Here is a 15593-nt window from a genome sequence, read left to right on the forward strand (position 1 = left end):
AAACTGATCATGACCACGGAAATCCAAGACCAAGCCGCCGCCCCTGATGAAAACAAGATCATCGCCGAGCGCCGCGCCAAGCTGGGCGCCCTGCGCGCCGAAGGCGTCGCGTTCCCGAACGACTTCCGCCCGCAGCACAAGGCCGCCGACCTGCACGCCCAGTATGGCGGCAAGACACGCGAAGAACTGGAAGCCGAACCGGTGACCGTGGTGCTGGCTGGCCGCATGATGTTGAAACGCGAAGCGGGCAAGAAAGCCGCTTTCGCCACCCTGCAGGACGCTTCGGGCCCGCGCGCCGACGGCCGCATCCAGATCTACGCCACGCTCGACCTGACCGGCGAAGCGGCCATGGCTGCGCTGCACCACTATGACCTGGGCGATATCCTGGGCGTGACCGGCACCCTGTTCAAGACCAAGACCGACGAGCTGACCATCAAGGTCACAGAACTGCGCCTGATCACCAAGTCGCTGCGCCCGCTGCCGGACAAATTCCACGGCCTGGCCGATCAGGAAACCAAGTACCGCCAGCGCTATGTCGACCTGATCATGAGCGAAGAGACGCGTCGCACCTTCAAGGCGCGTACCGCCGCCATCTCGTCGATCCGCCGCTTCATGGAAAAGAACGACTTCATGGAAGTCGAAACGCCGATGCTGCACACCATTCCGGGCGGCGCGGCAGCCAAGCCGTTCGTCACGCACCACAATGCGCTGGACATGGAAATGTACCTGCGTATCGCGCCGGAACTGTACCTGAAGCGCCTGGTCGTGGGCGGCTTTGACCGCGTGTTCGAGATCAACCGCAACTTCCGCAACGAAGGTGTGTCGATCCGTCACAACCCTGAATTCACGATGATGGAATTCTACGCGGCCTATACCGACTACAAGTGGCTGATGGACTTTACCGAAGCGGTGATCCGCCAGGCCGCCATCGATGCGCACGGTACCGCCACGCTGACCTACGGTGGCCGCGAGCTGGACCTGGCCAAGCCGTTCCATCGCCTGACCATCGTTGGCGCCATCAACAAGTACGCGCCGCACTACACGGCCGAGCAGCTGAACGATGCCGAATTCATCAAGAAAGAACTGCTGAAGTTCGGCGTCAAGCCGTTCGCCACCGCCGGCCTGGGCGCGCTGCAACTGGCGCTGTTTGAAGAAACCGCCGAAGCGCAGCTGTGGGAGCCGACTTATATCATCGACTACCCGGTTGAAGTGTCGCCGCTGGCGCGCGCCTCCGACACCGTGGCCGGCATTACCGAGCGCTTCGAGCTGTTCATGGTCGGCCGCGAAATCGCCAATGGTTTTTCGGAGCTGAACGACGCCGAAGACCAGTCGGCCCGCTTCCTGGCGCAAGTTGCCGCCAAGGACGCCGGTGACGAAGAAGCGATGTTCTACGACGCCGACTACATCCGCGCGCTCGAATACGGCATGCCGCCAGCCGGCGGTTGCGGCATCGGCATCGACCGCCTGATGATGATCATTACCGATTCGCCCAATATCCGCGACGTGCTGCTGTTCCCGCACCTGCGCCGCGAAGAGTAATGGCGAAGGCCTGAAAAATTAGCTCACAGCGTTTTTTTTCAGGCTATTCCAAGATCAAAGCAGAAAGCCGCCAGATAGCCTATCTGGCGGCTTTTTTCATGCTGGCGATGTAGCGGATCAGGCCTGGGCCAGCTCGCGCTGGATGCGCGACACTTCGGTGGTCGCCTCGGTCGTGCGCGACGACAGCTGGCGCACTTCGCCCGCAATCACCGAAAAGCCGCGGCCAGCGTTACCGGCATGGGCTGCCTCGATGGCGGCGTTCAGCGCAATCAGATTGGTCTGGCGCGCGATCAGCTCGATCGTCTCGACAATCTTGCCGATGTCCTTGAGACTCGCTTCCAGCCTGGCCTGGTAGGCGACCTGGCGCTCCTTGGCTTCTTCAGCCAGCTTTTGCGAGTGGATATCGGTCAGCGCGCCGACCGAGCGCAGCGGATAGCCATTGGCATCGCGCTTGGTCTGGCCTTTGACGCGAAACCAGCGGTATTCATTGTCGGCACAGCGTACGCGCTGCACCACGGTAAAAGGCTCGCCGCTGCTGCGGTCGTTCAGGTGGGCAATAAAGCCACCGAGGCTCTGTTCGCTGTCTTCCGGATGCAGGCGCGAAGCCCACGAATCCATCACATTGGGGAACTCCTGCTCGGTCTGGAAACCGAGCAGGCTGCGAAACTGCGGCGACCACCAGAACACATTGTTCGGATTGATCGGGTCACCTGCCACAATTTCCACGTCATACAGGCCGTCGTTGATCATGTCGCCCGACAGCTCGAATCGCACCAGCGTCTTTTCCAGCTCGCGCTCCTTGGCCAGCTGGGTTTCTATGCTGGTGAGCGAGCCGGCGATACGCTGCGCCACGCCGCGCTCGTCACGCAGGATCTTGCCTTTTGCGGCAAACCAGCGGTATTCGCCATCGCGGCATTTCAGGCGGTAGCGCACATCGTAGGGCGTGCGGCCCGACAGATCGCTGAGGCTCTTGCCGAAGGCCTGCATGGTCGGGCCGTAATCCTCGGCATGCAGCAAGCGCGACCAACTGCCCAGTACATTGGGAAAATCACGCTCGTCACGATAGCCGAGCAAGGCGCGGAACTGGTTAGACCACCAGAACACATTGTTTTCGTTGCCGGGATCGGCCTGGTTCACTTCCATGTCCCACAGGCCATCGGAGGTGGCGCCGCGCACCAGGTCAAAACGGTTCATCAGATGCTCGTTGTCATCTTCCAGCTGGGCGGCCAGCGCCTGCGCCTGGTCGATCTGGTCGCGCAAAGCCTGCAATTCCATCTGCGGCAAGGCAGTCGATTGCTTGGTTGAAAAAGGCCACATAAAATTCTCTGTTATTGATTGAAGGACTGCACATGCAATCTTGCTTTTTAGTAAAAATTGCTTCTCGCAAGAAACTATTAATGCGCGGATAATAACAGCATTCAATCAAACGCGATGGTGCGGGCTCAATAGTGTGGAGGGCAAAACCTGGCCGGCAGCCGAATGCAAAAAGCCGCCAGATCGTGCGATCTGGCGGCTTTTTGTGCGCCTCCGCGGAAACCCGTGAAGAACCTTTTATAGGTCGGATCAGGCCGCAGGCCGTAATCCGACAACACCACGGTCAGTGCCAACACGGTTGTCGGATTACGGCCCCCGCAGGGGCCTGATCCGACCTACTGCACCACGGTATAGCACGGCACATACGCCGTGCCCGCCAGTTTCATGCGGTGCTGGGCCACGAACGACGCCAGCAGCGCGTCCATCGGGCCCATAATGGATTTGTCGCCATGGATCTCGAAGTTGCCGTACTTCTCGATCGAGCGGATGCCATCGTCCTTGACGTTGCCAGCCACCACGCCTGAAAACGCGCGGCGCAGTTGCGCTGCCAGCAGATGGGTCGGCTGGTTTTTGTGCAGGCTCAGGTTGCGCATGTTTTCATGCGTCGGGTGGAACGGCTTCTGGAACTCATGGTCGATCCTGAGCAGCCAGTTGAAATAATAGGCGTCGCTGTGTGCCTTGCGGAATTCACGCACCTGCTTGATGCCCTCCTGCATTTCGCGCGCCACCAGTTCCGGGTCGTCGATAATGATTTTGTAGCGCTGCTGCGCTTCCGGTCCCAGCGTATCGTGGATAAACTGGTTGATCTGCACGAAATACTCGCGCGCCGTTTCCGGGCCGGTGAAAATCAGCGGGAATGGCACGTCGGCATTGTCCGGATGCAGCAGGATGCCGAGGATATACAGGATCTCTTCGGCCGTGCCAGCGCCGCCCGGGAACACCACGATGCCGTGGCCGGCGCGCACGAATGCCTCGAGGCGCTTTTCAATGTCCGGCATGATCACCAGATCATTGACGATCGGGTTGGGCGACTCGGCGGCAATAATGCCCGGCTCGGTAATGCCCAGATAGCGGCCGTTGTGCAGGCGCTGCTTGGCGTGGCCGATGGTGGCGCCCTTCATCGGGCCTTTCATGGCGCCCGGGCCGCAGCCGGTGCAGATATCGAGGCCGCGCAGGCCCAGCTGGTATCCGACCTCTTTCGAGTAATTGTATTCGGCGCGGTTGATCGAGTGACCGCCCCAGCACACCACCAGATTGGGGTTGAGCTGGGTTTGCAGCACATTGGCGTTGCGCAGGATATGAAATACCGCGTCGGTCACGCCTTCGGTGCTGTGCAGATCGAATTTCGGGTTGCCCGTTACTTCATCGCTGACAAAGATAATGTCGCGCAGCACGGCAAACAGATGCTCGTGCAGGCCCTTGATCATCTTGCCATCGACAAACGCTGCCGCCGGTGCGCCTTTGATGTCGAGCTTGATGCCGCGCTCGCGCTGGATAATCGAGATTTCAAACGACTCGTAGCGCTCTAGCAGGGCGCGGCCATCGTCGATGGTGCTGCCGCTGTTGAGTACCGCCAGTGCGCAGCGGCGGAAGGTGTCGTACAGGCCGCCCTGACTGGTGTCGAGCAATTTATTGACTTCATTCTTGGAGAGCACGTCCAGGCGGCCCTCAGGTGTCACCAGAGTATCGATAACGTCGTGTTCCATTGTGCTTGAATCCTATAAAAATCGATGCTCAAAGGGTGTTGCAGCACCAATATACGACAACTCTGGCAGCTTGTGCTGTACTGCCGCAAATTCCTCCATGGCTACTGTTGCCTGAAACCGGTTTGACCGATATGAAACAGCCGTCCTTGCTAATGCAAACGGAAACCTTCGCTCAGCGCAATTTGTAGATTAGAATGCGTCCCTATTGGAATTTCCGTGCCGGGATACTTCACAAGAGAATCTGCAGTAGAGGCCGCTTCCATAAGTTTGTTTTATCGATTGACCATAATAATTTTCAGGAGGAACCGCATGAGCGGTGCGACTACGCCCAACAAGGAAGCCGTAATTCCCGAGTTCAAGCAGATCATGGGCCACCCCAGCCCGTTGTGGATGTTGTTCATGACTGAATTCTGGGAACGCTTTGCGTTCTACGGAGTTCGCTGGGCACTGGTGCTCTACATCGTGGCCCAGTTCCACGGTGGCGATGCGTCGGGCCAGGCTGCGGCCAACCTGACCTACGGTTCCTTCCTGGCGCTGGTGTATGCAGGCGCACTGTTCGGCGGTTATATCGCCGACCGCGTGATCGGCTACCAGCGTTCGATCCTGCTGGGCGCCGTCTTTATGGCAGCCGGCCTGTTCTGTATTGCCGTGCCCAACCAGGATATCTTCAACCTGGGCCTGGCCACCATGATCGTCGGTAACGGCATGTTCAAGCCGAACATCTCGACCATGGTCGGCAAGCTGTACACCTCGGCCGATCCGCGCCGCGACAGTGGCTTTACCATTTTCTACATGGGCATCAACATGGGTGCGATGGTCGCACCGGTGTTTACCCAGTGGCTGGCCGAGTCGATCTTCGGCACCTCGGGCATGCCATCGTACAAAATGGTGTTCATGGCAGCCGGCGTCGGCATGCTGATCAGCCTGGTATGGTTCTATGTCGGCCGTAACGCCCTCAAAGGTATCGGCGCACCGGACGCGCAATCGGCCAATCCGATGCGCGTGGTATGGGTAGCACTGGGCTGCATCTGTGTCATCCCGCTGATGTACTTCCTGCTGACCGTTGGCGCCGCCAACCTGCAGATCGTGCTGACGATCCTGTTTGTCGGTCTGTCCGTGATGCTGTTTATCGAAGGCGCACGCACCGGCAAGGTGGCACGCGACAAGACCATCGCCATGCTGGTGATCTTTGCCTTCAACATTTTGTTCTGGATGTTCTTTGAACAGGCTGGCAGCTCGTTTACCTTCCTGGCTGAAAACATCGTCAACCGCGACCTGGGCTTCTGGACGTTCCCGACCGCCTACTTCCAGACCGTCAACTCGGTAGCGATTATCGTTTTCGCACCGATCATTGCCGCTGTCTGGGTATTCCTGGCACGCCACAATGTCAATCCATCGATCCCGCGCAAATTCGGCCTGGGCCTGCTGGGCAATGCTGCTGCCTTCGGCCTGCTGATCTTCGCACTGTCGAGCCTGGTTGGCGCCGACAACAAGATCCCGTTCTGGACCCTGTTCATGGTCTACGTGATCCAGTCGATTGGCGAGCTGTGCCTGTCGCCTATCGGCCTGTCGATGGTCACCAAGCTGGCCCCGGTACGCCTGGTCGGCATGGGCATGGGCGGCTGGTTCCTGTCGACCGGTATCGGCAACAACCTGTCGGGCATTTTCGCCAGTCACGTCAGTGGTGACAGCGGCATGTCGGTACCGTCGGCCCTGTCCGGCTACACCTTCGGCTTCTGGTCGCTGCTGGGCGCCGGCGTGGTGCTGTTCCTGATCGCACCGCTGATCAACAAACTGATGCACGGCGTGAAGTAATCGTCGCATGTTGTAGCAAAACGGCGGCCTGCGGGCCGCCGTTTTTTATTGGGCGGTTACAATAACGCCATCGGCCCCGGGCCATTCACTTTTGCAGAAAAACACCATGTCCAGCATTGCCACCACCTCCCCGCTCTCCGACGATGAATACGCCGAACTCGATACCCTGCTGGCCGCGCCCGAGCTGGCTGGCGCCGCCATGGATGTCTCCATGCTCGAAGGCCTGCTGACGGCCGTGGCGCTCAGTCCGAAACCAATCGAGCCGGCCCAGTGGCTGGCCTGGATGTGGGACAAATCTGCCGGCAGCACGCTGCCAGCAGCCAGCGAAGCAAGCGTGCGCGCCGCCGCGCTGGCGCAGCGCCACTACGCCTATATGGTTGAATGGCTGACCAAGGACCCGGACAGCTTCGAGCCGATCTATGAATGCGGCCCGGAATGGAGCGTGCAGGGCTGGTGCGCCGGCTTCCTGCAAGGCACGCAGCTCGACAAGCCGCAATGGGCCACGCTGGCCGTCAGCCACCCCGAATACCTGGCGCCGTTTCGCCACCTGACCACGGCCACCGAACTCGATGACGAAACAGCCGAAGAGGCGCAGGACGCCGTGATCCCGTCGGTGATTGCCATCAATGCCGCGTGGGCGCGCCAGCGCCATCTGCAGCAAAGCCATGCCAGCGACACCGTGCTGCGCGCCGTACCGAAAACCGGCCGCAACGACCCGTGCCACTGCGGCAGCGGCAAGAAGTACAAGAAATGCTGCGCCGACGCTGACGGCGCGGCCAGCTAAAGCATCGTTTGCGCCAGCTGCTGACGAGCGTTTTTCACTTCCTGCTGCGCCATGCGCTGCAGTTCGTGCTGTTTATTGTCATCCTTCTGGCGGGGCGCTATCTGCTGGCAGAATGGCGCGCCTTTCAGGCGACCAGTGCCTCGGTCAGCATCCTGCGCGAGGCGGCAAGTAGCGGCGAACAGCATGGCGATACGCTGGCGCAAGCGGCCACGAAGCGGGTCGCAAACCTGCAAAACGCCTCACTATCGGCTGTCGACACGCGCCTGGCCAGCATCCAGGCAGAGCTGGGCCAGTTGCGTGCCGAACGATCGCCATCGCTGTTTACCCTGCCCCTGCCTGACGCCAACGTGCTGGCCGCACACGCGCAGCAGGAGGCGACGCGGCGTATCGAAATCGAAGTGCTGTCGCAGGAAGCGCGCTACCTGGCCGCCCTGCAGGCGGCCTTGCGCGGCGACGATGCGCGCCAGGCGCTGGTGCGCCTGCACCAGGAACATGTGCGCGTCTATACCGCGCTGCAGGTCAATCTGGCACAGCAGCGCCAACTGCTGCTTGTGCACCCGCTGGCGGCTCATGTGCCAGGCAATGCGGCGCAGGGCCAGCTGACGGCGCTGGAACAGCAGGAACAAATCCTACGCACCGCCAACCTGCAAGCGTATCAGCAATACCTGCTGCAGCGTGCGCGTACCGGTGACGCCAGGCGCCCTGCCCCATTCGCTATCGACAAAGCAGCTATGGCAGCCACGCTGGCGCCGCTGCAGCACACCATCGCAGCGAGCCAGGCGCAGCTGGCGCGCAACTGGATCGCCCGCTGGCGCGCACCGGTGTTCGAGGTCATACCCATCGCCGCGCTGCTGGTGCTGTCGGCGATCCTGACGCCGCTGGCCATCAAGGCATTTTTTTACTTTGTGCTGGCGCCACTGGCGTCGCGTTTCAAGCCACTGGCCATCGCACAGGAACTGCACCTGAACGGCAGGCCGACTTCCATTTCATTGCCCCAGCAGTCACGCATTTCCGGCGTCTCGCAATCCTTGCAGCTGGAACAGGGCGACACCATGCTGATTCATCCGGCCTATCTGCAATCGTCACCGGCCACCACGCGCAAGCGCACGCAGTGGCTGCTCGACTGGACGTATCCGTTCACCAGCCTGGCCGCCGGCATGGTGGCGCTGACCAGCATCACCAGCGCACAGACGGCGTCGATCACGCTGTCGGCCAGCGACGACCCGTTGATGGAAGTGGCAGTATTGACGCTGCCCGAAGGCGCGGCGCTGGTATTCCAGCCGCGCGGCCTGGTCGGACTGATCGTGCACGGCCAGCAGAAACCATCGATCAGCAGCCACTGGCGCCTGGCCAGCCTGCACGCCTGGCTGACCTTGCAGCTGCGCTTTATCGTCTTTCGCGGCCCTGTCACGCTGATCGTGCGCGGCACGCGCGGCGTGCGCATGGAACCAGCCGGCCAGGGACGCTCCATCAGCCAGGCCGCCACGCTGGGCTTTTCCACCGGCGTGCTCTATTCGACCACGCGCAGCGAAACCTTTATCCCCTACCTGCGCGGCCAGCAGGCCCTGCTCAATGACCGCTTCGACGGCGACGGCATTTTGCTCTACGAGGAAACGCCGCGCCACGGCAAACAACCGGGCAAGGTGGGCAGCTGGTTCGAGGGCTTGACGGACGCGGTGCTCAAGGTGTTTGGCATATGATGTTCGCTGTCAGCACATGCGCCACCATCATGCACGTCACCAGACGTAGCCTACCCGTGCCACCAGATTGCGCTGCTCGCCATAGTTGCATGCACGCGCCGAGAAGCACGAGGCGACATGGTATTTGTCAAACAGGTTTTTCGCCGTCACGCTGAGCGTCAGGCCGCGCCATTGACTGCGCGCCGCGCCCAAGTCGTAGCGCAGCGACAGGTCCGCCAGCGTAAAGCCGGGTACCTTGAAACTGTTTTCAGCGTCGCCCCAGCTGTCGCCTACATGACGCAAACCGGCACCGGCCGACAGCCCGCGCAAGACGCCGTCGAAAGCATAGTCGCCCCATACCGAGGCCATGTTCTTCGGTACTTCGTACGGTGAATTGCCCTGGTAATTGTCACCCCACTGGTCGGGGTTTGCCCTGGTGACCTTGAGCGGATTATAGGTCAGCGATGCGAGCACTTTGAGCTGGCGCGTGGGCTGCGCCACCACTTCGAACTCGATCCCGCGCGAGCGTACCTCGCCCTGCTGGACCGAAAAATTCGGCGCTTCCGAATCGGTTGTCAGCACATTCTGGCGATGCAGCTCGAATGCCGCCAGCGTGATGGCAAGGTTCGTGTCCGGCGCATATTTGACACCCACTTCTACCTGTTTCGCCGTTTCAGGTTTGAAAGGCCTGTCAAGGCGGTCGGCGCCAGAGACCGGCGCAAACGATTCGGTATAGCTGGCATAAGGCGCCAGGCCATTGTCTGCCAGGTAAGTGAGGCCGGCACGTCCGGTAAAAGCACCGGGCTTGCGCACGGTGCTGGTGGCCGGCGCGGCCAGCAGGTTGAGCTGCTCCTGGCGCGTCCATTCCTTGCGCCCGCCCACTGTCAGCACCCAGCGCTGCCACGCCATCCGATCCTGCGCATACAGTCCCAACTGCCGGTTATGCTCGCGCCGCAAGGCATCGGGTGTCAGGGCCGCCAGATCGAGCGGCGCGCCATATACGGGCCGGTAGATATCGATTTGCGGTCCATCCGCGATATACGACTGAAATGACGTGTTGCTGCGGCTGTAGTCGACGCCGGCAAGCATGTCGTGGCGCAGAGCGCCGGTGACGAACTGCCCGCTGATGCTGGTGTCGAGCGAGTACACGCTGCCCTTGCCGTCACGCGAGTCGATTTCACGGTTGGTGACCGTATCATCGATCAGGTTACCCCATCTGAACATATACTGCTCATGGTTGTCTGCATGCAGATAGCGGAAATTCTGCTTGACCGTCCAGCCGCTGTCAAAAGTGTGGCGCGCTTCGTAGCCGAGCGAGGCCACTTTGGTTTCCTCGTGGTCGAAGCCCGGCTCACCCAGGAAGCGCGTGAGCGGCAGGCGGCCGTTGGGATTGTCGCCGTTCAGGGCATTGAACTGCACGTTCGACGACTGCATGGCGCGGTTTTTCTGGAAAAAGCTCAGCAGGGTCACGCTGGTGCGCGCATCTGGTGTCCAGGTGAGACTGGGCGCCAGATACAGGCGATCATCCTTCATGTAGTCGATCTGCTGGCTGGCGTCACGCGCCAGCCCTACCAGCCGGTATTGCAGGCTGCCGTCATCGTCCAGCTTGCCGCCAAAATCAAAGGCAGCCTGCTTGCGCGCATGGCTGCCAAACAGCAGCTCGACCTGGCGCACCGTCTCGGCGGTCGGCCGCTTGGCCACGAAATTGACGATACCTCCAGGCGCATTCTGCCCATACAGCACGGACGAGGGCCCTTTCAGCACTTCAACTCGCTCGGCGCCATACGGTTCCATCCCGAAAAAGCCGAGCGTCCCCATCGGCATCAAACGCATGCCGTCCAGGTAAAAAGCGCCCGAGAACTGGCTGAAGCCGCGCAGCGACAGGCTGTCATCGGCCGGGTTGGCGCCGGCCGTATTGGCGCGCAGGCCCGCCGTATATTGAATGGCATCGTTCAGGGTGCGCACGCCCTGGTCGTCCATGCGGTCGCGCGTGATGACGGAAACCGATTGCGGCACTTCCTGCAGGAGCGCATCGGTCTTGGTGGCGGTACTGCCACGGTGGGCCACGTAACCGCTGACCTTGCCCCAGGCACTGTCATTTTCCGACTGGGCCCTGACGGTAACGGGCGCCATGGTCTGTACCTGGCCGGACGATCCCGCAGGCGCGGCGCCGGCCGGTGCGCTGCGCAGCACATAGCCGCCAGCCGGCGTGCGCACGGCAATCAGGCCGGTGCCGGCCAGAGCGCGTGCCAAAGCCTGCTCAATCGTCAGGCTGCCGCTTACGCCGTTACTGCGCAACCCCTCGGTAGTGGCCGAACTGAAAGCGATCAGCAGTCCCGCCTCGCGGCCCAGCTGGTTCAGTGTCACTTCGAGCGCACCGGCGGCAATATCGTAGCGGCGTACTGTTTCAGCCTGCGCCGTCTGGGCCTGCACGCCGGTGGTGGCCAAGCAGGCCAGCGCGCCAAAGCACAGCGCGTGCACGAGATGGGCAATCGGCGTCATGGCGGGACGTCTGGTCCCTGGTGTCGGGCTGTTGGCGGAAAATGTGCTGCGGTCAGTCATGGCATACCTTTGTCGATGGATGAATGATGGCGGGTGCAAAGCGGCACCCTCACCTACCATGACAAGCCTGCTGCAAAAACAGCTCACTTTTCTTTCAGCCCCCTTGTTGCTTGCGGCGCACCGTAACCCAGTAGCGCGTCAGGTAGTGCAGCTCGAGCGGCAAGGCGGTCGTCAGTGCCAGCAGTACCTGATCGGTATCGTCCAGGGGATAGGTTCCCGACACCAGCAGGCCGGCAGCGGCCTGTTCGCAGCCAAGGCGGCCAGGCCGGTGGCGCGACAGCTCCTGCAGAAAATCGTCCAGGCGGCAGTGCGCCACGACCAGCATGCCGTCGACCCACGCGCCGGCGCCGGGGTCGAGCGGCCGGATCGAGCGCACCGCCTGGCGCGTGAAGGCGCTCTCCTCGCCCGCACGCAACACGCGCATGGCGTGATCGCCCGCAACAGGCCGCAGTTCGACCGCGCCCTCGATCACCGCAACGCCAACCGAAGCGTCGTGCTGGCGCACGGTAAAGCGCGTACCCAGCGCCAGCACGCTGCCGTCGCGTGTCTGTACGATGAACGGTCTTTGCCGGGGTTCCTGCTTTTGCGCAACATCGTGCGTCGTCTGCACCAGTACCTCACCGCGCAGCAGTTCCACCACGCGCTGCCGTGCGTCATAGCGCACGTTGACAGCGCTGCCGGTATTGAGGACCAGCGTGCCGCCGTCAGGCAGGCGCACACTGCGTCGCTCGCTGGTAGCGGTGCTGGCGTCGGCGCTCCAGGTCTGCCATGCCGGCGTCTCGCGCAGCACGGCGGCACTCCCGGCAGCGACCACCAGCGCGCTCAGGATGCGCACTGCGCGCCGGCGCTGGCGCGAAGCCGGCGCCGCCATTGCTGCTGAGGCCAGCGACGGCGGGATATCTGCCAGGCGGCCGCTGACCTCCTCGATGCATTGCCAGGCCCGTTCATGTTCCGGGTCGTGCGCCCGCCATGCCTGCCAAGCGACCAGGGTCGCGGTGCACGCCACGCCATCTTGCAATTGCAGCCACCACTGCACGGCCTGGCGCGCCACTGCCGGCGCCACGCGCACGGTCGCGTTATCTGCAGCCGCATACTCGTGCTCCATCCCTACTCCGGAAAAAAGCAGCGCAGCGCCGCTTTGGCCAGATGGCGCTTGACCGTGGCCAGCGAGATGCCCAGCTCCAGGGCAATCTGCTGCTGCCCCATGCCGTCGAGCTGCGCCAGCAAAAAGGCCTGGCGCGCCTGTGCCGGCAAGCCCGCCAGACGACGATCCAGCTCGACCAGGGTTTCCAGGAACATCAGCCGCACTTCAGGGGCCGGCGCCACCGCTTCAGGCAGTAGCGCCAGCGCATCGAGACAAGCCTGTTCGATGGCGCGCCGGCGCACGTGGTTGATCAGCAGATTGCATGCGATGGTGGTGAGCCAGGCGCGCGGCTCGCGCACCGCATCGACATTGTGCGCCGTCAGCGCGCGCAGGAAAGTGCTTTGCGCCAGGTCAGCCGCATCGAAACCATTGCCCACCTTGCGGTGCAGCCAGCCACGCAACCAGCCATGGTGCTGCTGATAAAGAATGGCAAGGTCGTGCATGGGTGCGGGAACGGCAGGCATACGTTGGCAGAGAAAATATTAATGAGAATTATTCTCAATTATAAACAGACATGGACAGCGCAGCAACCGTACCGTTGAAAGACAGGGATCAATAGCCACGCCGCACATGAAAAAACCGCCCGGCATCGGCAGGCGATGCGGGCGGTTACTCGATACTGCGGTGAAAAAAATCAGTCCTTCGATGTATCAAGCTTCGGTATCAACTTTCTGTCGCAGTTTTCTTCTTCTCGCGCGCCACCACATACAGCAGCACGATGATTACCGCATACGGCAGCAGCGACAGTGCGTCGGCGTTCAGGCCCGCATAGAATGGATTGCCATGCTCGGCCCAGTTGTTCATCATCTGGTCGAAGTGCGTGAGCACGCCGGCGGTGATGGCGATAATGATGCCGGCCAGCGCGCCGCCGGCGATATAACCCGAGGCGAGCAGCACGCCCGAACTGCGGTCGCCCGCCAGCTGGCGCTCTTCCTCATTGAGGCTGGCGTTGTGTTCGAGCTTGTTGTTGCGGCGGTCGGCCAGCCAGCGCACCAGGCCGCCGACAAAGATCGGCAGCGTGGACGACAGCGGCAGGTACACGCCGACCGAAAACGCCAGCGAGGCAATGCCGGCCATTTCCAGCACCACCGCGATCATGACCCCAAACAGCACCAGCGTCCATGGCAGCTGCTGGTCGAGGATGCCTTTGATAATATAGGACATCAGCACGGCCTTGGGCGCATCGTACTTCTTCACTTCAGAGCCGTCCGGACGCATGTTGTAATGGCCGTTGATACCCGGGTCAACCAGGTAGGCCAGCTGGCCGTCTTCTTTCACGAAGTACTTGCCGGCCGGGCCGCCGACGGTGTCGGTTTTCTGCCAGACTTTATAGGTAGCGTGGTCGGTCTCGGCCTGCGGGCCTTGCAGTGCGCCCGTGACCGTCAGCTTCGATGCATCGACGGTGAGTCCTGGCGCCACCTGCGCCGCCGGCACATAGACGGTGCTTGCTTCATTGAGCTTCAACAAGATCGGACCCAGGATCAGCGCTGACGACAGCGCGCCGGCCAGGATCGCGTACTGCTGCAGGCGCGGCGTGGCGCCGACCAGGTAGCCGGTCTTCAGGTCCTGCGAAGTGGTGCCGGCATTGCTGGCGGCGATACACACGATGGCGCCGACCGACAGGGCCGTCACATAATAGCGCCCGCCGGTCCAGCCCATGATCAGGAAGATCAGGCAGGTAAACAGCAAGGTCGCTACCGCCATGCCCGAGATCGGGTTCGACGACGAGCCGATTTCACCGGTCAGGCGCGACGATACGGTGGCGAACAGAAAGCCGAACACCAGGATCAGCAGCGCACCGAGCACGTTCATGTGCAACGGCGTGGCAAAGGTGATCACGGCGATAATGGCCAGGCAGCCGATCATCACCCACTTGAGCGGGATATCCTGTTCGGTACGCAAGGTGTCATTGGCCTTGCTGCCCTTGCCCAGACCCGACAGGCCGGCCGACAGGCTGCGCCAGATCATCGGCATGGCGCGTACCAGCGAAATCAGGCCACCGGCAGCCACCGCGCCGGCGCCGATATACAGCACATAGGCGCTGCGCACATCGTCGGCGCCCATTTCGCTGATCAGTTTGGTGCCTGGCGAGAGCACGGTGGTGAGATTATCGCCAAAGAACTTGATCATCGGGATCAGCAGCAGATAGGACAGCACGCCGCCGGCCGCCATGGTGGCGGCAATGCGCGGGCCGATAATGTAGCCCACGCCCAGCAGCTCGGGCGAGATTTCAGCGCCGATCGAGCCGCCCTTGAGCGGCGCGGCAAACTCCACGCCGGGCGTATCTTTCCAGCCCTTGAACGAGATATTGAAGACCTTGTACAGCAGGCCCACGGCAAAGCCGCCAAAGATGATCTTGGCGCGCTTCTTGGCGTCTTTGGCGGCGGCCGAGTCTTCCTCGATGCTTTCGCCGGCCGCAATACGCGACTCGGACGTAGCGGCTGCCTTGAGCACTTCGGCGCAGGCCGTGCCTTCGGGGAATTTGAGCTCCTTGTGCTGGTCGACGATCATGGTGCGGCGCATCGGAATCATCATCAGGATGCCCAACAGTCCACCCAGTATGCCCACCAGCATCACGCGCGAAATTTCCAGGTCGAAGCCCAGGATCAGGATGGCCGGCATGGTCACGCCCAGGCCGAAGGCCAGCGATTCGCCGGCCGAACCGGCCGTCTGGGTAATGCTGTTTTCCAGGATCGAGGAGTCCTTGCCGCCGACCTTCTTGGCCAGGCCGAACAGCGTAATGGCGATGACCGCCACCGGAATCGAGGCGCTGACCGTCAGGCCCACCTTGAGCACCAGATACAGCGAGGACGCGCCAAACACCATGCCGAGGATGACGCCCATCAGCAGCGCGCGGAAAGTCATTTCCGGCAACTTGGCGCTGGCAGGGATATACGGCTTCACCGTCGACGGTGTTGCATCATTTGCCATGAGTATTCCTTGTATATAGTATAAATCAAACAGCCCGGGGATCGCCCGGGCCGCTCTGTACAGCCAAGACTATGGCACAGGAGCGTTTCGATGAAAAGTTTTTTTGCGCTGCCCATGCT

General features: G+C 61.7%; 10 protein-coding genes. 4 read left to right on the top strand and 6 right to left on the bottom strand.

From position 1 onward, the window contains the following. Positions 1 to 9: 9 nt before the first annotated feature. Entirely contained in the window at positions 10 to 1539 is a 1530-nt protein-coding gene (gene lysS / locus GCM43_RS00480) for a lysine--tRNA ligase (RefSeq protein ID WP_152241560.1), read from the top strand. Positions 1540 to 1656: 117 nt separating this feature from the next. Here lysS and GCM43_RS26450 read toward each other — a convergent pair whose 3' ends face one another. Continuing rightward, complete coding sequence (locus tag GCM43_RS26450) at positions 1657 to 2856, bottom strand: methyl-accepting chemotaxis protein (protein ID WP_152241561.1); 1200 nt, start codon at positions 2854 to 2856, stop codon at positions 1657 to 1659. Between the two features lie 332 nt (positions 2857 to 3188). Beyond that, on the bottom strand, positions 3189 to 4559 hold the full coding sequence (gene ppnN, locus GCM43_RS00490; protein WP_152241562.1) for a nucleotide 5'-monophosphate nucleosidase PpnN: 1371 nt from the start codon (positions 4557 to 4559) through the stop codon (positions 3189 to 3191). Positions 4560 to 4868: 309 nt separating this feature from the next. Here ppnN and GCM43_RS00495 point away from each other — a divergent pair, with 309 nt between their 5' ends. The 3 genes from GCM43_RS00495 (at position 4869) to GCM43_RS00505 (ending at position 8858) form a co-directional block, all read left to right on the top strand. Then, a complete protein-coding gene (locus GCM43_RS00495; RefSeq protein WP_152241563.1) occupies positions 4869 to 6374 on the top strand; it encodes a peptide MFS transporter in 1506 nt (501 codons plus the stop codon). Positions 6375 to 6480: 106 nt separating this feature from the next. Continuing rightward, positions 6481 to 7158 carry a UPF0149 family protein gene (locus GCM43_RS00500; protein ID WP_152241564.1) on the top strand — a complete coding sequence of 226 codons (678 nt, stop codon included), beginning with the start codon at positions 6481 to 6483 and terminating at the stop codon, positions 7156 to 7158. A gap of 8 nt (positions 7159 to 7166) precedes the next feature. Next, entirely contained in the window at positions 7167 to 8858 is a 1692-nt protein-coding gene (locus GCM43_RS00505) for a coiled-coil domain-containing protein (RefSeq protein ID WP_152241565.1), read from the top strand. A 36-nt stretch (positions 8859 to 8894) separates the two neighbouring features. Here GCM43_RS00505 and GCM43_RS00510 read toward each other — a convergent pair whose 3' ends face one another. The 4 genes from GCM43_RS00510 to GCM43_RS00525 form a co-directional block, all read right to left on the bottom strand. Further along, positions 8895 to 11399: a TonB-dependent siderophore receptor gene (locus GCM43_RS00510; RefSeq protein ID WP_152241566.1), complete on the bottom strand. Its 2505-nt coding sequence runs from the start codon at positions 11397 to 11399 to the stop codon at positions 8895 to 8897. 94 nt (positions 11400 to 11493) lie between these two features. After that, positions 11494 to 12504, bottom strand: coding sequence for a FecR domain-containing protein (locus GCM43_RS00515; RefSeq protein ID WP_152241567.1), 1011 nt, complete (start codon positions 12502 to 12504; stop codon positions 11494 to 11496). 2 nt (positions 12505 to 12506) lie between these two features. Next, a complete protein-coding gene (locus GCM43_RS00520; RefSeq protein WP_226929252.1) occupies positions 12507 to 12986 on the bottom strand; it encodes a sigma-70 family RNA polymerase sigma factor in 480 nt (159 codons plus the stop codon). Between the two features lie 220 nt (positions 12987 to 13206). Continuing rightward, positions 13207 to 15474 (bottom strand): OPT family oligopeptide transporter, encoded by a 2268-nt coding sequence (locus tag GCM43_RS00525; RefSeq protein WP_152241569.1) that lies wholly within the window; start codon positions 15472 to 15474, stop codon positions 13207 to 13209. Positions 15475 to 15593 lie beyond the last annotated feature (119 nt).

The sequence above is a fragment of the Janthinobacterium aquaticum genome, assembly GCF_009208565.1.
In the GTDB taxonomy this organism is placed as follows: Bacteria; Pseudomonadota; Gammaproteobacteria; order Burkholderiales; family Burkholderiaceae_D; genus Janthinobacterium.